The following is an 18680-nucleotide window of genomic DNA, read 5'->3' on the forward strand; positions in this document are numbered from 1 at the left end:
GCGCTCAGGGTTTTAGGCCTCGGCTGCAGCTGGAGTGGTCGAAGCCAACTCGTCATTGATTGAAGGCAGCGATAGGTTCGCCACAGCCTCGAGCAGCACCTCGGCCACGGTGGTGTCCAACGCCTGGCAGATAGAGGCAAGCACCTCGGAGGAGACCTCTTTACGCCCACGCTCCAGCTCGGAGAGGTAGCCAGGTGAAACCATCGCGTGGGTGGCAAGCTCTCGAAGTGTCACGCCCTTATCGGCGCGGTAGGCACGCAGCGACATCCCGAGCGCCTCACGCAGCAAGGGTTCGCGCTGGCGGGGGTTACGCACCGGGGAAACCGGCACAGTTGCCGGTGCATCAAAAAGCAGAGTTGTTGTAGCCATCATTGAGTTCAACGGTACTCACCCCGCAATTGTTCCCTCGGGTTGGTCACGCACAGCCTTCAGCGCCCCACGCAGCGCTGCTTCAACGGCAGCGGCGCGAATCTCGTTGCGGTTGCCCGCCAACACTCGCACCGGCTCCGACTCCCCTGGAACCAGGGCGTAACGGCTCATCGCTATAGGCGCCAACTCGGCCGCGGGCGACGACGCGGTCCACTTCGGGCCACTGACACCAATCCACACCTCACCGACGTGGTGGCCGTCCTGCGGGTCCGGCCCGGCGACGCCCGTCAACGCCACCGCCCAGTCCGCACCGCACGCAGCCTTGCAGCCCCGAGCCATCTCGCGGGCGGTTTGCGCCGAGACCACGCCGTGGCGCGCGACCACTTCCTCGCCCACCCCAGCGAGCGTGACCTTCAAATCGGTCGCGTACGTCACCAACCCGCCGCGCAGCACGTCGGAGGCCCCCGGCACGCCAGCCAAAGTCGCGCACGCAAGCCCCGCCGTCAGCGATTCGCAGAACGCGATGGTCTGTCCGCGCTGACGAAGTTCGTCGATAAGCAATTGCTCGATGCTCGCTGTGCTCATTGGGCTCACTGATTGACCTTCTTCGCATCAACCAGATACTGAATGCCGGTGACCACCGTGACCACCACGGCCAGGAGCATGACAATGTACGTCGGCACGCTCATCCACTCCGGCAGCGGACAGAGGTACATGCCCACGCCCACCGTTTGCAGCACGGTCTTGAGCTTGCCGCCCTTCGACGCGGGCACGACCTTGCCTTGGCGCAGCATGCCCATGCGCCAGAAGGTGATGCCGAGCTCACGGATGATGATGACCACCGTCATCCAGATCGGCAGGTTGCTGGCGGTGTTGAGCGTCACCAGGGCGGTGATCATCAAGGCCTTGTCCGCGATTGGGTCGGCGATCTTGCCAAAGTCCGTCACCAGGCCGCGTGCGCGGGCGATGTCGCCGTCGAGCTTGTCCGTGACCATCAGCGCCACAAACAGGCCGAACGCCCACCACCATTGCTGGCTCAGCACCAGCCACGCGAACACCGGAATGAACAGGATGCGCAGGCTGGTGAGGATGTTCGGCAAGTTCCAGTTGGACTGCTTGCCAGGCGCCGGGGTCGAAGTGCTCACGCCGTCCACCCTACCGACCGCCGCTTGCGGGCCTAAACTGCCACGCATGAAGTATTTTGCATGCACTTACACCTACGGCGACGACGCGGCCCTGATCGACGCCACCCGCCCTAAGCACCGCGAGTTCATTTCCAACCAGCTAGGACTCGGCCGGATTGTCGGCTCGGGCCCGTACGTCGACGGCACTCAGGCGCTGATCATCATTCAGTTGCCGGATACCGCGACCGAGTCCGATGCCACCGAGCTGATGGACCAGGATCCCTACATCGCCGCCGGCGCGCTGGCCAAGCGCGAGATCCGCGAGTGGAACCCGGTTTCTAACATCTTCAGCTAGAGCTTTTTCGCTTATCGACGGCTAACGCTGCCCCTTCGCCACGTCGAGGTGCTCCGTCTCGCGTGATCCCGTCGCGGTGTGGTCACCCTTGCCGGAGGTAGCCGGGTCGTCGATCCACTCGACGTGGTTGCCGTCCTTGTCGATCTTGCGGCGGTTGCCGTGATCGTCGTAATCGATGCGGTAGCTCTCCTCGTCCGGATCGATCTTGCCGTTTTTAACGTCGCTGCGTTGCTTCGCAACGGACGCGATCGCGGTGATCGCCAGCACGCCGACGATGACCACAAGCGAGGTCACGGTACCGATCTCCGGGACGTTGAGGCCCTCGCCGCCGTTGATGAACGGCAGGTTGTTCTCGTGCAGCGCGTGCAGCAGGAGCTTGACACCGATGAAGCCGAGGATGATGGCCAGGCCGTACGGCAGGTACACCAACTTGTCCAGGAGGCCGTTGAGCAGGAAGTACAGCTGTCGCAGGCCGAGCAGCGCGAACGCATTCGCGGTGAACACCAGGAACGGTTCCTGGGTGATGCCGAAGATCGCCGGGATGGAATCGAACGCGAACATCACGTCGATGAATCCGATGGCGAGCAGCGCCACGAACAGCGGGGTGACCGCTTTCTTACCGGACTGCGTCTTCGAAACGAGGCTGTCGCCGTGGTAGGACTGCGTAACCGGGATCGCCTTGCGCAGCGTCTTGACCACGAACATGTCGTTCGGGTCCTGTTCCGGCTGGTCGGTGGCTTCGTCGTAAACCAGCTTGACCGCGGTGTAGATCAAGAACGCGGCGAAGATGTAGAACACCCACGACCATGCGGAGATGATCACCGCGCCCAGCAGGATGAAGATGAGGCGGAAAACCAGCGCCATGACGATGCCGATGAGCAGCACTTTCTGCTGGTACGCGCGCGGGATCTTGAACGAGCCCATGATCAGCGCGAACACGAACAGATTGTCCACGGACAGGGACAGCTCGGTGATGTAGCCGGTGAAGAACTGCAGGCCGTGCTCGGCGTCCCACAGCCACCAGACGATGCCGCCAAAGATGCACGCCATCGTCATGTAAAACAGCGCCCAGCCGCCCGACTCTTTCATTGACGGTTCGTGCGGCGTGCGCACGTGGGACACAAAGTCGAATACGAAGAATCCGAGGATCACCACCGAGGTGATGAGCCAGATCCACAAAGGAACGTCCATAGGTGTTTGCCTCCGGTCTTAAGGGAAAGGTAGGTGGGTCGGACCGGAGGTCTCCCCCGCCAACGCGGGCTGTGAAGACCGGGGCTTCCGCTTGACGACGGCTCCGTGCTGACGATCTCCAACAATTCTGGGGTACTCCCCTCCATGTGCGAAAACGCTGCCGTTTTCACAACGCTAAGACACCCTACACGGCGCATCGGCGTGGCCGCCGCATGAAGCACGCTATTCGAATCGAGAATGTTTGGACGGCGTGTTCAGCGGTAGACAGATGTAGTTGAAATCGCATTCTCAGGTTAGAGATGCGAGAAGGTGTTCTTCTTCATTTTTCACTTAACCAATCCGGTGGAAACCCTGTACATAGCGGCATGAACAGATTGCGACCCGTTAATGGTTTATAAAGTTATTTATAGATCTGATTTTTCAGTTGACTCGCTTACTTAACGTTCGTAATGTCTAGCTCGTTCTGCTGGCAATCTCCTGTGATGGCCGTGTAGACATCGTTCACCCACATCCGCCCCGACTCAAAGGTTTGGGTCGCGGGAGCGGATACTTTCTACATCGAAAGGTAAAGCTATGGCACACGCCATGAAGCGAACCGCAGCTATCGCGCTCGCGGCAGGTCTTGCAATCCCCGGCACCATCGGTACCGCTGTCGTGCTGAACACCGCCCCGGCGTTCGCGCAGTCCATCGACACTGTCAACGAGGCAACCGGCTCTATCACCGTTCATAAGCGTACAAACCACTCTGAACTGGGTAGCGACCACGACGGCTCGGATCTCGGCACCGGTGCGCCGGGTGAACCGCTCAACGGCGCGCAATTCTCTCTCCAGCCGTTGCAGTTGATCACTGATGACGCAACCTTCGCCGCGGCAGCCGGTCTTAAGGTGTCCGGCGAAACTGTTGTCGATGCCGACGGAAACACAGTCACTCCTGGAACTGCCCAGACCGGTACAACCGAAGGCGAAGGCACAGTCACCTTCGGAGACCTTGCTGCTGGTGCTTACCTGCTGACTGAGACCGCGGCACCTGCCTCAACCGACACGGTCTACATCCCGGCTGCCCCGATGATCGTGTACGTACCGATCGCCAACAACGATGAGTGGAACCGCGACGTTCACGTCTACCCGAAGAACACTGAGCTGAAGACCACTAAGAAGGTCGTAGACAAGGACCGTCAGCCGGTTGCTGGTGACAAGATCGACTACACCATCGACACCAACGCACCGGTCATGCCGCAGGGTCGCACGCTGACCGAATTCAGCCTCAACGACTACTACAACAACAAAGAACTACTGAACCCGGAGATCGGCGCGCTGACGTTGAACGGCACGGCTCTTGCCGAGGGCACTGACTACACCGTCTCTACCGACGCGTACACCGCCGGTGACAAGGGCGACGCAAACACCAAGACCTCGTTTGTGTTCACCGAGGCTGGCCTGCAGAAGCTTACCGACAGCAAGGGTGGCGCTATCCAGGTCACGATCAAGGCTGAGGTCGCCAAGACCGTCGTCAAGGGTGGCGAGGGCCTCGATGACGGTGCGGTTGATAACTACGCCGACACCACCGGTGCCACCAAGCGCACCGACGATTCCACCACCGTCGACGAGCCGTTCAAGACCCCGGAGGAAAAGGTCACCTCCTACTTCGGTGCGGTGCGCATCGTGAAGAAGGGCGAGGACGGCAAGGTGCTCCAGGGCGCTAAGTTCGAGCTGCACAAGGTCTCCTCCGACGCCACCTGTGACGGTGTCAAGGCGGGTGCTGACACCAAGATCGAGACCGGCGACCTGGTTACCGACAGCAACGGCAAGTTGTTCATCAACAATCTGCACGTCACCGACGTAGCCAACAGCACCGAGACCATCGATGACACCTACTGCCTGGTCGAGACCGAGGCACCGTCTGGCTACCAGAAGCTCACCGCAGCTATCCCGTTCACTCTGACCGCGGGCGAAGTCACGGCTGCGACTGCAGACGACCAGGTTACGACCGAGGTCTACAACATCTCCAAGGACGTTGAGAACACGAAGCGTCCTGAGTTCTCCTTGCCGCAGACCGGTGGGATGGGTGTTGTTGCCCTGGTCCTGGCTGGTTTGGCAATCCTCGGCGGTGGCGCATTCGCCGCACGTCGCCAAAACGCCTAACCCCAGGCACGCACTCGATGTAGTGCACCGTGCACACCGGCTAGACCCCATGCGGTTTTTAGCCGGTGTGGGCGCACCCATGTGGGGAGGCGTCCAAAGCCGAAACAAAGTATCCCCACCCACTTTTCATCACTAAGGAGCCACCATGTCTTCGGTCGTCGGAGCCAGACCACAAGAGCCAGGCAAAAACAGCTCACTCCACAGCACCGCAGAACAGAGCGCCAACCGTCGCGTACTCCTGCCGCTGCTGATCATGCTGCTCGGACTAACCGTGTTGGTCTACCCAGTCTTTTCCACCCAATGGAACAACTGGCTCCAACAACGCTCCGTCGACGACTACCAAAGCCAGGTGCGCTACGGCGAGCAAAACGACCCGGACGCTCTTGAGCGAGCGCTGGAATCTGCCCGCAGCTACAACGACACTCGCGCCGACGGCCCAATCCTCGACCCGTGGCTCGCACGCATCTCCAAAGACAACGCCGACTACCAGGCCTACCTCGATGAGTTGGATGACTACCCAGCGATGTCCCAGGTCGCGATCCCATCGATCAACTCCAACCTGCCCGTCTACCACGGCACCAGCGAAGACACGCTGCAAAAAGGTGTCGGCCACCTCTTCGGCTCCGCACTACCCATCGGTGGTGAAGGCAACCACACCGTGCTTACCGGCCATACAGGACTGACCAACGCGACGCTGTGGGACAACCTCATAGACGTCCAAGTAGGTGATGCGATCTACATCAACACCTACGGGCACAAAATGAAATACGAAGTCCACGACACCGAAGTCGTACTCCCGGATCAGACGGACTCCCTAGCGTCAATCCCTGGCCAAGACCTCGTCACCTTAATCACCTGCACCCCGTACGGCATCAACACCCACCGCCTCCTCATCCACGCCCACCGCGTGCCCATGGATCCGCAGGAAGCCAACGTCTTCGACGAAACCACCAAACTCATGCAGTGGTGGATGTGGCTCATCCTCACCATCGCCGCCCTCGCCACCGCCGCCATCATCTGGTGGCTTCGCAAACAACACACTCCCGCCCTGACCAATGCCAAAGATGACACACACGATGAAAGCTAGACTCCTTGCCACCAGCGCAGCCACAGCCGTGATGCTGCTTACGGTCCCTGGCGGTATTGCGGATGCTGATGCTCAGTCTCGTCCGGTCAGCGGCAACGACGGCAAAATCTCGATGCAGTCCGTCGACCGCAACCGTGCACTCAGCCTGAAAGTCACTAAGGCGAAGGGCAACCTCTACGACGACACCCATGAAGGTGAACTTCCCGAAGGCCGTCTCGAAGGTGTGAAGTTCACACTCTTCATCGCCCCGGACATCCCAGTAGGCACAGATGCTGATCGCGACGAAGCCAGCCGCGCACGCACAAAAGAAGAATGGGACGCCGTCAAACGCGAACCGGTCGCAACCCAAACCACCGACAGCAACGGTGAAGTCACCTTCACCAACCTCGCACCCGGTCTCTACTTGTTGGAGGAGCTCGCCCCCGATGCGGAGCACAACTACCACACCTCCGCACCGCAATGGATTGTCCTCCCGCTAACCGATGCCTACGGCACCCGGTTTGTTTACGACAACGTCATGGTGGTCAAACCCTCCCCGACCACAACCCCCGCCACACCGGGCGTGCCGTCGCCACCCGGAGCGAAAGAAACCCCAGCTCCTCCCGATACCCCGCCGGGGAAAATCACGACCCCGATAGTCACCCCACCACCGGCGACACCTCCAGCGGACACTTTCCCAGTGGACACACCCCTAGGAGACAATCTAGCTCCAAACACCCCGCCGGAAGACTCTCCGGTCAAGCCCGGGCCGGGCCGGCTGGCTGAAACAGGTGCCAGCGTACTGCTGATCGTTTTCGTCGGTCTCACCCTCATCGGACTCGGCGTGCTCATCTCAAGGAAGAAGGCGAAATGATGCGAACTCACGAAAGCTCATTGACGAAACGCATCGCCGCCGCGGCGGCAGCTGCCGCCGTACTGTTCACCGCAACCCCGGCAATCGCTGCCCCACAAACCACCACCGTTGCGGCCACAACAGAGCAGACCTGGACCGTCACCGACGAAACCGGAAACACCATCGATGCCGAACCCGCCGTCACCGTCACCGAAACCAAGACCGCCGAAAACGCACCAACCCAAGCGAAGCCGGCTCAAAATGCGCCTGCCACTACATCGGCAAAGCCAAAACAGCTCACCGAACCGGAACTCGCTGAAGACGTCACTTTCACGCACGTAGGTACTACTGCAGATGGCAAAGAAGAATACGAACTCGAGGCAACGGTTAACCTTCCCGCCGATGAGGTAACCGGGCAGGTGTTGCCGCTTAATGCGATCTCGTTGATGCGCACCGAAGGCACCCTCAACCTTGATTCGGTTGAAAACGCCACCATCGACGGCGCCGAACTCAACAAGGACGCCGTCGAAGTATTCACCTACCCCGACATCCCCACCGAAGACGATGAAGCCCTCATCCCAGACGAAGTCACCGGTGATGTCATCACCCTCGACATTGCTGATGAGAACATGGGACGCACCGCAACCGTCACCGCAACCATCTACGCCAACGAACGCGCTTCCCGCAACATCGAATGGGACCTCTACAACGGGGTACTCCCACTCACGCTCAACAACATCGAGGTTGAAGGCGGGGCACCAATCGCCCCTAACGGCCCCGTCCCCGCCGACAGAGCGCGCGTCGTCGTCCAGGTAGCTGGCGATAAATTGCTTTCAGGCACCAACGGTGCAACCCGCGCGTCTGGCCCGAACGGCGAGCGTCTGGAGCGCGTCTTCCAAAACACCCCCGGCGAGGGTGCTGTCCTGCGCCTATACGCCCCGCTGAACGACAAGAAGTTCGGTATGTCTGAGACGGCAACGGCCTGGGAGCAGGGCGCTCGCGGTGAGAACGCACGTCCGATCAACCAACCGTGGGCGACGTGTACGGCAGATGCCAACGGCGAGTGTGTCTTTGAGATTCCCCGCGGCAACGGCGCGGACATCTACGACTACTACTGGGTCGTCATGGAACAGGCTTCGCCTGGCTACAAGGTACAAGACTGGGTCCGCCTGGGTGTCTCTGGTGACACGGACACTGGCCGTGCGCGCATCCTGCGTCACGCCTACCCGACACCGCTGCTCAAAGGCGGCCAGATCTACTACTCCGGTGCGAAGTACAAGCGTATTTCCTTCAACCGGGATGGTTATGGTTCGGACTGGGGCGACTTCGACTCCGCGTCCTTCATGTACGAGGAAACCACTGGTCAGTATCAGGGTGCTTTTGGTGGCCACGTGCCGTACCGCAGCTCTTTGGGCTCGTTCACCCAGGTGCGTGAGAACCCGGCGATGCCGGAGACCTGTGGCCTCAAGGCGGCGCTCATTGTCGATACGTCCGGAAGCATGGGCACCAGCATGGATGTCATGCGCGACGTCGTCGGCAGCGTTATCGACGGTCTGGCGGAGACCAGCACTGAGCTGGGTTTATACAGCTTTTCCACGACCTCCCCGGGCGATGCTAGGAACCTGCCCAATTTGGATCCGAAACCGACCTACACCCCGGAAGGCCGCGCCGCTTTGAAGAGCTGGAAGAACAACCTGACTACCAGACGCTCCTCCGGAGCGACGAACTGGGAAGACGGCCTGGAGCAGGTAGCGGAATACAACGCGAAGAACCCGAACTCCCCGTACGACGTGGTGTACTTCATCACTGACGGTAACCCGACGGTGTACAACAACCCGGCTGGTAGCCCGGGCCAAGGTAACTCCGGTGCGGAAAGTGAGATGCGCGAGCTGGAAGCAGCTATCGCCATGTCCAACACCGTGAAGTCTCAGGGCTCGCGCATGGTGGCTGTGGGCATCCCGGCGAAGTGGCCAACCTTTTGGGGCACCCCGATCCCATCAAAGCGTCTGTCGAACCTGGAGATCTCCGAGCTGAACTTGCAGGCCGTCTCTGGCGGTCAGGGTGGTGTTGACGAGCGATCCCTGCGCTCGAAGGACTTCGTGTTCTTCACCGAGCAGGAAGTGTTCAAGCAAGCGCTATTGAATTCCCTCAACCTTCCGTGCCAGGTGACTGTCGAGCGACGCTTCTACGAAGGCGACGACGAGAACGTTGTCCCGAATTTCGCCAACACTCGCGGCACCAATGACGAGACCAACGCCAATCAGTGGGAGTTTACTGCTGACATGACCCCGACGTCCGGACCCGAGGAACAGCAGTCGAAAGTCCCGGACACCGTGAACAAGCTAGGTGACAACAACCAGGCCGGATTCCCGTTGAACCGCACCACTGGCTACACCCAGATCGACATCAAAGAACCCGCAGGCAAGATCCCCAGCAGTTGGATACGCATGGATGCCGGTCCGAACGGTGAGCGCGCCCAGTGCAGCACCAAAGCTGGCAAACCGGTTACAACCACCGCACTCGAGTCGGAGAAGACTAACGATTTCCGTCTGAAAGATGTGCCCGTCAACGGCGGCATCCACTGCGTGGTGTACTACCGAATCCCATCTGAACCACCTCAACCCGGCACATTCAAGTTCAAGTTGAACAAGGTCGATGCTCAGGACAACACTATCGGCCTTGAGGGTGCGGAGTTTGAACTTGAAGGGCTCGATGCGGACAACGCAGGTAAAAAGGCTCCATCTGCTGTCGAGAACGCCGGAGTAGGCGAGTTCAACTGGACTGAATTGAAGCCTGGCCGCTACAAGCTCTCGGAGACAAAGGCTGCTGATGGCGGGTACATCTTGCTGGCTCAGCCGGTGTTCTTCCGGGTGGCCAGGGACGGTGACGCCACGAAACTGTACGTGCTTGAGAACGAAAGTGATCAAACCGGCATCGAACTGACAGAAGAGAACAAAGCCCAGATCATCACGTTCCCAATCGTTGGCATCGACCAAACCGGCTCCGACAACGAGGCCATGATCACGATGAAACTAGCCAACACAAAGGGCGGAGAACTGCCCAAGACCGGTGGCACGGGCGTCTTCGTCCAGGTCATGATCAGTTTGCTGATAATGACGGCCGGCGCAGCCGCCGCGCGGACTATGCGACGAGCTGCGTAGCAGCGCAACTCGCACCAATCACCCCGCCGCTAACCCCGGCCGACTCCATCGGACCGGGGTCCCTGCACACCCGCGCGATGTAGCGCGGGGCTATCGAAAGGCAGTCTGAACTATGGCTCAGACCTATTCCCGCAAACTCGCCACCGCCGTACTGGCGGCCGGGCTCGTATTCGGTACGACTACCGGCACCCCCATAACTCAAGCCCCCGTAGCGCACGCAGATTCAGCACGTTCTGCAACGATCTTTCTGCACAAGCGGGTCGGCGCTGACACTCATGGTGATCCGCATGTTGCGGGCAAAGAATCCACCAATACACCTGGCACTCCCCTTGCTGGGGCAGAGTTCACCCTTCGCAAACTGAATCTCAGCCTCATCGATGCTGATGGCTACATTGATGATGCCGCGATCGCTCAGGCTGCGGAACTGCAGACGACAGCGGATGGCGTAGACGTCGACAAGCTAAACGCTCTCGGCTTCGATGAGCGAGTCGAACCATTCATAGGCACAACCAACGAAAACGGTGAGATCACCTTCCAGGGGCTGCCCTTCGGCGTGTACCTGGTCGAGGAGACCGGAGTACCTGAGTCGGAGGATGGGGCCTATGTCCCGTCGGCGCCGTTCGTGGTGGCTGTGCCGATGTTTGATCCGGAAGCCGAACCGTACGATGCGTGGATCCGGCAGGTACACGTCTATCCGAAAAACACCGAGCTGAAAGTGACCAAGACTGTCAAGGATGCGGGCGTGCACCCCGCCATGCCTGATAACCGCACGTTTACCTACACCGTGAATGCGCCGGTGCCGCTTTTGCCTCCGCAGCGCGAACTGACGGAGCTCAGCGTTGTGGACTCATACCTCGCTGGTGAGTTCGTGAATGGTCTCAAAGTGGAAAAGGCCGAGATTGTCCGCGAGGCTGACGGAACTGAAGCGGTGCCGAACTATGAGATCAGCGGACCGACACCGCTCCCCTCTGCGATCAAGGAAAGCGGCAAGGTTGTCGCTGATACCTCCCGTACCATCACCGTGACCGATAAGACTGTACTGTCCGGCCTGCAACCCGGCGACATGCTGCGGGTGACGCTGACCGGCGAGGTCAACCCGGTTCAGCAGAAAGGGCAAAGTACGGGCGTGACCGACGGCGAAGTGTCCAACTACGCCCACGTGACCGGCAAGAACCAAGTCTTTGGCAAGCCAGGTTTCGACGACCGGAAGTTCACCACGCCGACAACTCACGTCGAGTCGTACATCGCCGCGGTCCGGGTAACCAAGCACAAGGCTGGCACCCCCGATGCGCTGCTTGACGGCGCTGCGTTCGATGTCTTCTCCGTCCCAGGCGACAAGCAGTGTTCCGATGGGGATCGGTCCTTGATAGTGAAGGATTTCGAGGCCACCGGTGGCCAGGCGGTGATCAACGCCCTGCACGTGGAAGACTATGTTGACGGCAAGCCTGCGACTACTCCTAGAGAGCACTTGACGTTCTGCATCCAGGAGACCAAAGCGCCATCCGGCTACGTGCTTGATAAGACGCCTCGAAAGATCACCGGTGTAACCCGGAACAATGCGGTGCAACCGACGACGGTTGGAGAGCTCACGTTCAGCGCTGAAGTCGCGGTCGAGAACGCAGAGCGCCCTCAACTCCCGCTGCCGCAGGTCGGTGGTGTCGGTGTGATCGGTCTTGTCCTTACAGGCTTGGCGTTGCTCGGCGGCGGTGCCTACGCAGCGCGGCGTCGAGGTAAGTACTAAGACACGTCGCTAAGCAAACGGGTCATCTGTTGGGTCGAGTGCGGCGTTCCATTCGAGGATGGTTGCAACCTCATCGGCCGCAGATTGCCCAACATGGTGTGCGACAAAAGCCAGCGCCATGTCGGTTCCGGCTGAAACACCTGAGGACGTCCAACGGTCCCGGTCGTGCACCCAGCGGGCGCTTCGCACCCACTCGACATTGCCGCCGAACGAGGTTGCCCAGTCGTAGGCGCGTTTGTTGGTGGTGGCTCGGTAGCCATCTAAACGCCCGCTTGCTGCAAGCAACGCTGCCCCGGTACACACCGATGCGGTGATCGCCGCGCGCACAGACATATCGGTTAGCTGGGCGAGGAAGGCTTGGTCGTTTACTAACACGCGGGTGCCCGCTCCTCCTGGGACGAGCAGGACATCGCCACTCATCGCGTTGTAATCCGCGTGGGCCACGATTTCCACACCTTGGCTGCTGGTAACCGGTCCACCATCCGCGGAGAGTAGCTCCACGCTTAAGCCCTCCACCTTGGCAAACACCTCGACAGGGCCGGTTACATCAAGCAGCTCGAAATCCTCAAACAGGACGACCGAGATCCGCACTAAAACGCACCGCCAGTCGGATTATAGGTCGCCTGCACGGTGCGGGCATCGCCAGAGGATTCGGCATCAGCTGAGCCGCTGTCGGGGTCGCTGGTGGGGTCGGCGTCGGCCGAGCCGTCGAAAAGCGAAGGCTCCTCTGTGGGGGCCTCAGCTGGGTCGGCTCCCTTGATCATCCACAAGATCGTCTCCAGCTCTTCCGGCTTGACCAGCACCTCGCGGGCCTTCGAGCCCTCCGACGGGCCGACGACGCCGCGTGATTCCATGAGGTCCATGAGTCGGCCGGCCTTGGCAAAACCGATGCGAAGCTTGCGCTGCAGCATGGACGTGGAGCCGAGCTGCGAGGTGACCACGAGCTCGACAGCCTCGAGGAGGTCGTCCATGTCTTTGCCGATTTCCTCGTCGATCTGCTTCGCCTCGGCAGCCTTCTCCTCGGTCACGCCCTCGACGTAGTCCGGCTCGTCCTGGCTCTTCGCGGCCTCGACGACAGCCTGGATCTCTTCATCGGTGACAAACGCACCCTGGAGACGCTGCGGCTTGCCGGCGCCCTGCGGGATGAACAGCCCGTCGCCCATGCCGATGAGCTTCTCCGCACCCGCCTGGTCGAGGATGACGCGGGAGTCGGTGAGCGAGGAGGTGGCAAAGGCAAGACGCGACGGCACGTTCGTCTTGATCAAACCGGTGACCACGTCCACCGACGGGCGCTGGGTCGCCAGCACCAAGTGGATGCCCGCGGCACGCGCCTTCTGCGTAATGCGCACGATCGAGTCTTCGATTTCCTTCGGCGCGGTCATCATCAGGTCCGCAAGCTCGTCGACAACACAGACGATGAACGGGTACGGGCGCATCTCGCGCTCCGAGCCCGGAGGGGCCACCAGCTCGCCGGAGCGGACCTTGCGGTTGTAGTCCTTGATGTGGCGCACGCGCGCGGACTTCATGTCCATATAGCGCTGCTCCATTTCCTCCACCAGCCACTGCAGGGCCGCCGCCGCCTTCTTCGGCTGCGTGATAATCGGCGTGATCAGGTGCGGAATGCCCTCGTACGGGGTCAGCTCCACCATCTTCGGGTCCACTAGGATCAGGCGCACTTCCTCCGGTGTGGCGCGCGTGAGCAGCGAGACCAGCATCGAGTTCACAAAAGCGGACTTACCGGAACCGGTCGAACCGGCCACCAGCAGGTGCGGCATCTTTTGCACCGATGCCGCCACGAAGTCGCCCTCGATGTCCTTGCCCAGGCCGATGAGCATCGGGTCCGAATCGGCAGCCACCTTCGGCGCGTCGAGCACGTCGCGCAGGCGCACCATCTCGCGGTCCTGATTCGGGACCTCGATGCCCACGGCGGACTTGCCAGGGATCGGGGTGAGCAGGCGCACGTTATCCGTCGCCACGGCGTACGCGAGGTTCGACTGCAGGTTGGTGATCTTGGAGACCTTCACACCCGGGCCCAGCTCCACCTCGTAGCGGGTCACGGTCGGGCCGCGGGAGAACCCGGTCACCTGTGCGTTGACGTTGAACTCCTCGAACACGTCCGTGATCGCTTCGATCATCCGGTCGTTCGCTGCGGTACGGGTCTTCGGCGCATCACCGGGCACCAGCAGGTCAGTCGTCGGCAGCGTGTAGTCCGGGTTCTGGGACACGCGTTTGGCCGGCGCCGGAGCTGGCTCTTCCTTCTCCAGCTCAGACTTCGGTGTCTTTGCGGGCACCGCGGCAGCGTCGATGCCGCTGCGTGCGATGATCGCCTGTCGCATCGCCTCCCGCGAGGAGTCGACCGCATCAGGGGCTTCGTTTGCTTGTCGACGGTCCCCCGCTTCGGCTTCCTCACGCGGCAGGACCCTCGTCTCTTCTCGCCGGGCAGGCGGGGTGCGCTGCGCCTTCTTCTGGCGGGGGCGCTTCGGCTCTCGCGGCACGGCCACGGTCGTGCCGCTATCGACTGCCTCTTCTTCACCGCCATCGGTGTCGACGTCTTCCGCGAAGTCGTAGAGGTTCGCAGTCGCATCGGCGCCATCCGCCGGATAGTTGTCCATCGGAGTTGCGCGGCGGTTGCGCTTCTTGCGACCTGCGGTTGCCGGGCGGGGCGCAACCGGTTCCGGACGGGTCGTGCGATCGCGTCCTTCGGCGATGTCTTCGAGCTCGCGGTCCACGTGACCATAGAGATCGTCGTCTTCGTCCAGGCTTTCATCGAACTCGGCATCGTCAACCCCCTTCTCCACCATGCGGGAGAAGAGATCGACAATGTAGTCGTATGCTTCGCGCACCGTGATGCCGGTGGTCTTCAAAGCCCCGTAGACAATCACAAGCGCAAGCAGCGGTATGGCGACGTACGACGAAAACGCAGCGGCCAGCGCTCCGCCGAAAACCGCGCCAATCGCCCCGCCGGCGATGCGGCGCGTCTCCCAGTCGGCCGGGTTCCCCGCAAAGACGTGGACCATCCCGAGCATGGAGATAGCAATAATGGTGAGTCCGAGCGCAACACGGGATCGCACCGCACCAGGGGTGCGAACATTGAGCATCAACGCGATGGCGATGCCCACCAACACGACGGGCAGGATGAGGGCGCCAGCACCGATTACCCAGTGGCAGCCTTGCGCGATGGCATTGCCAACTGGGCCGGCAATATCCATCCACACCGATGCGCCAATGATTGCAGCAAGCCCTAGCAGCACCAGCCCCCATGCGTCAGCGTGGCTGGCGAACGTCGAGCGGCTCGCGCCGCCACGCGAGGAGCGACCCTCCCGGGACTCATCATCTGCATCTGACTCGTTCACGGGGTACGCGTCCTCAGCACTGCGACGCGGGCGGCGACCCCGGCGGGGTTCTGGCTCCCCATAGTCGTCATCCGGACCGAACGGCTCGAAATCATCGTCCCGGTCTTCACCTCTGTCGCGGTTGCCTGCTCCGAGCCCAGAAAGGGCGGAGCCGACCCATCCAGCGGCCGCGCTAATCGAGTTCCCGACAGCCCTGGTCGCCGAACCGACCCGCTCATCCGCGGTGTTGGCAGCCACCATTGAGGATGTCGGCGGGTGGGTCATTGAGGTGGGTGCCTCATAATCCCGCCCGGCAGGACGGCTCGCTGACGAGTGGCCGCGTGGGCCACTCCTGGCAGTACGGGAGCGCGTCGAGCGAGGTGCGGAATTTTTGACAGACATGGGTGTAACTCTAATACCCCAAGTCACATTCTTCCCATCCGCCACACGGAAAGGTACAGCTTTTGCGAGTGTCTAAACCCCGCGCTTGATCCCTTTGACGCTCTCCAGCGCATCGTCTGGGCCTTCGAGCCTAACTTCAGATGCGTCGCGCCCGGAAACCCAGAGCAGCAACTCCCCCGGTTTACCGAACACCCGCACCACACGGTCACCTTTCTCGGCCACGCCAGCCTTCCCACCCAGCGTGATGGCCGGTTGCTCGGGCGGAGTGAGCACCACTGGGACGTCCGAACCACGGAATGCGAGCGTGCCAAAGCGTTTCGCCCAGGTCAGCAGTTGGGTGTTCACGTGATTGCTGAACGTGCGGGGCTCGATGACACCGCCGCCTCGGCGCACGTCCTCGTGATGAATGAAGTGTTCAGCGGTATTCATTGCTGAATTCAGCGGGCGCATCGCGGCCGGCGGACCAGCCGCCCACTCGCGCACAATGTCCTCGTAATCACGAGACTGCTGCTTTTCTTCCTCCCGCTCGAGCACCGGCTCGAGCGGCTTGAGGAACATTCCCGGGGTTGCCCATGGCTTGCGCTCGCGAATAAGCAGGTGGGCGGCCAAGTCTTTGGTCACCCACCCCTCGTTCAGCGTAGGGGCATCTGGACCGAGTTCAAGGAGGAGGTCTGCGAGACGTTGGCGTTCTTGCTGGGCAAAAGACATGCCGCCCAGCGTAGCGGAGGCGGTTGGCGTTGACTTCTCGCGCACGACCCCGCCCGGGCAGCGGCGCAATGAGGTGCTCGAAGTTTCATTTCCGAGACATCAGCCCCTCCTGCAACCGCGTTGCACCGCGGCGGCAGAAGGGGCCGTCGATAAGCGAAAAGCTCTTAGAGCGACTCGCGGGTAGCGTGCACCTCGTTGTCGTCGACCGGGACGTTGTCAGCTGCCATCGGGACGACCGTCGGCAGAATGACCGGTTCGCGCTTGTACTTCTGCTCAATCGCGCGGCTCACCTTGCGGCGCAGTTGCTGCACCATGCGATACGGGTCGTTCTCGCCCTCGGCAGCGAGGTCACCCATGACCGTCTCTACACCCTCGATGACACGCTTGTTGAAGTCGCGGTCATCCTCGGAGAAGCCCGTGGTGGACACGCGCGGGGTTTCAAGGAGACGACCGGTACTGTCATCGATCACACAGGTGATGGACACAACACCGCCGGATGCGAGCGAGGTGCGGTCGGCGAGCACGTCCGGATCGACATCGCCCATAGTCTCACCATCGACGTAGAGCTGGCCGACCTGGTACTGACCGACGACTTTGACCTTGCCCTTCTGCATATCGACGACGACACCATTTTGCGCGAGAGCAACGAACTCCGGGCGCACACCGGTTGAAATCGCGAGCTCTTTGTTGGCGCGCATGTGGCGCCACTCACCGTGCACCGGCATCGCGCAGGTCGGTCGCGCAGCGTTGTACAGCATGAGCAGCTCGCCGGCGTACCCGTGGCCGGAAGCGTGCACGTGCGCATCGGTATTGGTGATCACGTTCGCGCCGATCTGTGCGAGGTTGTTGATCACGGCGAACACCGCTTCTTCATTACCCGGGATCAGCGAGGAGGACAGGATGATCGTGTCGCCGTCGCGGACGGTGATCTGGCGGTGCTCACGGCGCGACATGCGGCTCAGCGCTGCCATCGGCTCACCCTGGGTGCCTGTGGTGATGAGCAGCGTCTTGTGCGGCGCCATCTTTGCGGCTTCTTCGATCGGGATGATCGTGCCCTTGGGCGCCTTGAGCAGGCTCATCTTCTCGGCGATTTCCATGTTGCGCATCATGGAGCGGCCGTTGAAGGCCACCTTGCGGTGGTTGGCAACGGCAGCGTTGATCGCCATCTGCACGCGGGCGACATTCGAAGCGAAGGACGCGATGACCACACGCTGTCGGGCTTGGGAGACCAGACGCGTCAGTGTTTCTTCGATTCCGGCCTCCGAGGCGGAAATGCCCGGGATGGTGGCGTTGGTGGAATCGCACATGAATAAGTCAATGCCCTCGTCGCCCAAGCGAGCGAGTGCCGGGATGTCTGTCGGCTTACCGTCGTACGGAGTCTGATCGACCTTGACGTCACCGGTCATTACGACATGGCCGGCACCCGTCTTGATGGACACACCGAGGCACTCCGGAATGGAGTGGTTCACGTGCCAGAAGCGCAGGCGGAACGGGCCGACATTGATATCGGAATCCTTGTTCACCTCGTGCAGCTTCGGACGCTGGCGGTGCTCCTTGGTTTTTGCCGCGATCAGAGCGTTGGTGAAGCGGGAAGAGTAAATCGGGATGTCCGGGCGCAGCTTAAGCAGCCACGGGATGGCGCCGATGTGGTCTTCGTGACCGTGGGTAACAATCAAGGCCTCGACCTTGTCCATCTTGTTCTCGATGGGGCCAAAGTCAGGCAGTACCAGGTCAACACCGGGCTCACCGGAGTTCGGGAAGAGCACGCCACAGTCGACGATAAGCAGTCGGCCGTCATACTCGAAGACCGTCATGTTGCGGCCCACCTCAGAAATGCCGCCGAGGGCGTAAATGCGGAGTGTGCCGTTGGCAGCCTTCGGTGGAGCAGGCAGGCGTTTGGTCAAATCCGCGCCCTGCATCTGCTTGACCGGGTTCCGGCGGTCGCCGCCGCCTCCCTGGCCACCGCGTCCGCGACCTCGTCGACGGTTGCGGCCACCGTTGTTACCGTTTCCGCCATTACCGCCACCGTTTCCGTCATGGCCGCCGTTGCCGTTCTGGCCACGGCTGTTTCCACCGTGGCCGTTGCCGTTAGTCGCGGCAGCCGCAGAATCACCGGTACCGCCCTGGTTCGACGCGGGGTTCTCAGGTGCCTGGAATACCGGCTGCTGGTCTGCGGGCTCCGGCGGGCCTGCCTTACGCGTCACCTTTCGGGCGCGGTTACGGGGTTCATTCATAT

At 61.4% G+C, this 18680-nt stretch carries 14 protein-coding genes; 6 read left to right on the forward strand and 8 right to left on the reverse strand.

Annotated features, from left to right (window positions below; genetic code table 11):
* Positions 1-12: 12 nt before the first annotated feature.
* The 3 genes from CGLAUT_RS07345 to pgsA are packed head-to-tail and all read right to left on the reverse strand — an operon-like array spanning position 13 to position 1514.
* Positions 13-372, reverse strand: a complete 360-nt coding sequence (locus tag CGLAUT_RS07345) for a helix-turn-helix domain-containing protein (RefSeq protein ID WP_415877120.1) — start codon at positions 370-372, stop codon at positions 13-15.
* A gap of 15 nt (positions 373-387) precedes the next feature.
* Positions 388-954, reverse strand: a complete 567-nt coding sequence (locus CGLAUT_RS07350) for a CinA family protein (RefSeq protein WP_095660146.1) — start codon at positions 952-954, stop codon at positions 388-390.
* 5 nt (positions 955-959) lie between these two features.
* On the reverse strand, positions 960-1514 hold the full coding sequence (pgsA, locus tag CGLAUT_RS07355) for a CDP-diacylglycerol--glycerol-3-phosphate 3-phosphatidyltransferase (protein ID WP_332461810.1): 555 nt from the start codon (positions 1512-1514) through the stop codon (positions 960-962).
* Positions 1515-1560: 46 nt separating this feature from the next.
* On the opposite strand from pgsA, the gene CGLAUT_RS07360 reads away from it, so the two are divergent.
* Positions 1561-1848 carry a YciI family protein gene (locus CGLAUT_RS07360; RefSeq protein ID WP_095660148.1) on the forward strand — a complete coding sequence of 96 codons (288 nt, stop codon included), beginning with the start codon at positions 1561-1563 and terminating at the stop codon, positions 1846-1848.
* Positions 1849-1869: 21 nt separating this feature from the next.
* Here CGLAUT_RS07360 and CGLAUT_RS07365 read toward each other — a convergent pair whose 3' ends face one another.
* Positions 1870-3039, reverse strand: a complete 1170-nt coding sequence (locus CGLAUT_RS07365) for a TerC family protein (RefSeq protein WP_095660149.1) — start codon at positions 3037-3039, stop codon at positions 1870-1872.
* 573 nt (positions 3040-3612) lie between these two features.
* Here CGLAUT_RS07365 and CGLAUT_RS07370 point away from each other — a divergent pair.
* The 5 genes from CGLAUT_RS07370 (at position 3613) to CGLAUT_RS07390 (ending at position 12002) form a co-directional block, all read left to right on the forward strand.
* The gene (locus tag CGLAUT_RS07370; protein ID WP_095660150.1) at positions 3613-5181 is read left to right on the forward strand and encodes a SpaH/EbpB family LPXTG-anchored major pilin; all 1569 of its coding nucleotides are present in this window, start codon (positions 3613-3615) and stop codon (positions 5179-5181) included.
* A 145-nt stretch (positions 5182-5326) separates the two neighbouring features.
* On the forward strand, positions 5327-6268 hold the full coding sequence (locus CGLAUT_RS07375) for a class C sortase (protein WP_095660151.1): 942 nt from the start codon (positions 5327-5329) through the stop codon (positions 6266-6268).
* Positions 6258-7121: a SpaA isopeptide-forming pilin-related protein gene (locus tag CGLAUT_RS07380; protein ID WP_095660152.1), complete on the forward strand. Its 864-nt coding sequence runs from the start codon at positions 6258-6260 to the stop codon at positions 7119-7121. The genes CGLAUT_RS07375 and CGLAUT_RS07380 overlap by 11 nt, the downstream gene beginning before the upstream one ends.
* A complete protein-coding gene (locus tag CGLAUT_RS07385) occupies positions 7118-10261 on the forward strand; it encodes a SpaA isopeptide-forming pilin-related protein (protein WP_290184351.1) in 3144 nt (1047 codons plus the stop codon). Before CGLAUT_RS07380 ends, CGLAUT_RS07385 begins: the two co-directional genes overlap by 4 nt.
* Before the next feature lie 112 nt (positions 10262-10373).
* A complete protein-coding gene (locus CGLAUT_RS07390; RefSeq protein WP_290184353.1) occupies positions 10374-12002 on the forward strand; it encodes a SpaH/EbpB family LPXTG-anchored major pilin in 1629 nt (542 codons plus the stop codon).
* 9 nt (positions 12003-12011) lie between these two features.
* Here CGLAUT_RS07390 and CGLAUT_RS07395 read toward each other — a convergent pair whose 3' ends face one another.
* From CGLAUT_RS07395 to CGLAUT_RS07410, 4 genes are all read right to left on the reverse strand, one after another.
* Positions 12012-12593, reverse strand: a complete 582-nt coding sequence (locus tag CGLAUT_RS07395; protein WP_290184355.1) for a DJ-1/PfpI family protein — start codon at positions 12591-12593, stop codon at positions 12012-12014.
* Entirely contained in the window at positions 12593-15736 is a 3144-nt protein-coding gene (locus CGLAUT_RS07400) for an FtsK/SpoIIIE family DNA translocase (protein ID WP_290184357.1), read from the reverse strand. Before CGLAUT_RS07400 ends, CGLAUT_RS07395 begins: the two co-directional genes overlap by 1 nt.
* Positions 15737-15808: 72 nt before the next feature.
* The gene (locus CGLAUT_RS07405) at positions 15809-16444 is read right to left on the reverse strand and encodes a TIGR03085 family metal-binding protein (protein WP_095661117.1); all 636 of its coding nucleotides are present in this window, start codon (positions 16442-16444) and stop codon (positions 15809-15811) included.
* Positions 16445-16608: 164 nt separating this feature from the next.
* The gene (locus tag CGLAUT_RS07410; protein ID WP_290184360.1) at positions 16609-18678 is read right to left on the reverse strand and encodes a ribonuclease J; all 2070 of its coding nucleotides are present in this window, start codon (positions 18676-18678) and stop codon (positions 16609-16611) included.
* Between the last annotated feature and the right edge of the window lie 2 nt (positions 18679-18680).

The sequence above is a fragment of the Corynebacterium glaucum genome (assembly GCF_030408855.1).
GTDB classification, from domain to species: Bacteria; Actinomycetota; Actinomycetes; order Mycobacteriales; family Mycobacteriaceae; genus Corynebacterium; species Corynebacterium glaucum.

What these genes read in the sequence shown, in the direction of transcription:
- CGLAUT_RS07345 (WP_415877120.1), bottom strand. Translation starts at nt 372, where the DNA reads ATGATGGCTACAACAACTCTGCTTTTTGATGCACCGGCAACTGTGCCG.
- CGLAUT_RS07350 (WP_095660146.1), bottom strand. Translation starts at nt 954, where the DNA reads ATGAGCACAGCGAGCATCGAGCAATTGCTTATCGACGAACTTCGTCAG.
- CGLAUT_RS07360 (WP_095660148.1), top strand. Translation starts at nt 1,561, where the DNA reads ATGAAGTATTTTGCATGCACTTACACCTACGGCGACGACGCGGCCCTG.
- CGLAUT_RS07365 (WP_095660149.1), bottom strand. Translation starts at nt 3,039, where the DNA reads ATGGACGTTCCTTTGTGGATCTGGCTCATCACCTCGGTGGTGATCCTC.
- CGLAUT_RS07370 (WP_095660150.1), top strand. Translation starts at nt 3,613, where the DNA reads ATGGCACACGCCATGAAGCGAACCGCAGCTATCGCGCTCGCGGCAGGT.
- CGLAUT_RS07375 (WP_095660151.1), top strand. Translation starts at nt 5,327, where the DNA reads ATGTCTTCGGTCGTCGGAGCCAGACCACAAGAGCCAGGCAAAAACAGC.
- CGLAUT_RS07380 (WP_095660152.1), top strand. Translation starts at nt 6,258, where the DNA reads ATGAAAGCTAGACTCCTTGCCACCAGCGCAGCCACAGCCGTGATGCTG.
- CGLAUT_RS07385 (WP_290184351.1), top strand. Translation starts at nt 7,118, where the DNA reads ATGATGCGAACTCACGAAAGCTCATTGACGAAACGCATCGCCGCCGCG.
- CGLAUT_RS07390 (WP_290184353.1), top strand. Translation starts at nt 10,374, where the DNA reads ATGGCTCAGACCTATTCCCGCAAACTCGCCACCGCCGTACTGGCGGCC.
- CGLAUT_RS07400 (WP_290184357.1), bottom strand. Translation starts at nt 15,736, where the DNA reads ATGTCTGTCAAAAATTCCGCACCTCGCTCGACGCGCTCCCGTACTGCC.
- CGLAUT_RS07405 (WP_095661117.1), bottom strand. Translation starts at nt 16,444, where the DNA reads ATGTCTTTTGCCCAGCAAGAACGCCAACGTCTCGCAGACCTCCTCCTT.
- CGLAUT_RS07410 (WP_290184360.1), bottom strand. Translation starts at nt 18,678, where the DNA reads ATGAATGAACCCCGTAACCGCGCCCGAAAGGTGACGCGTAAGGCAGGC.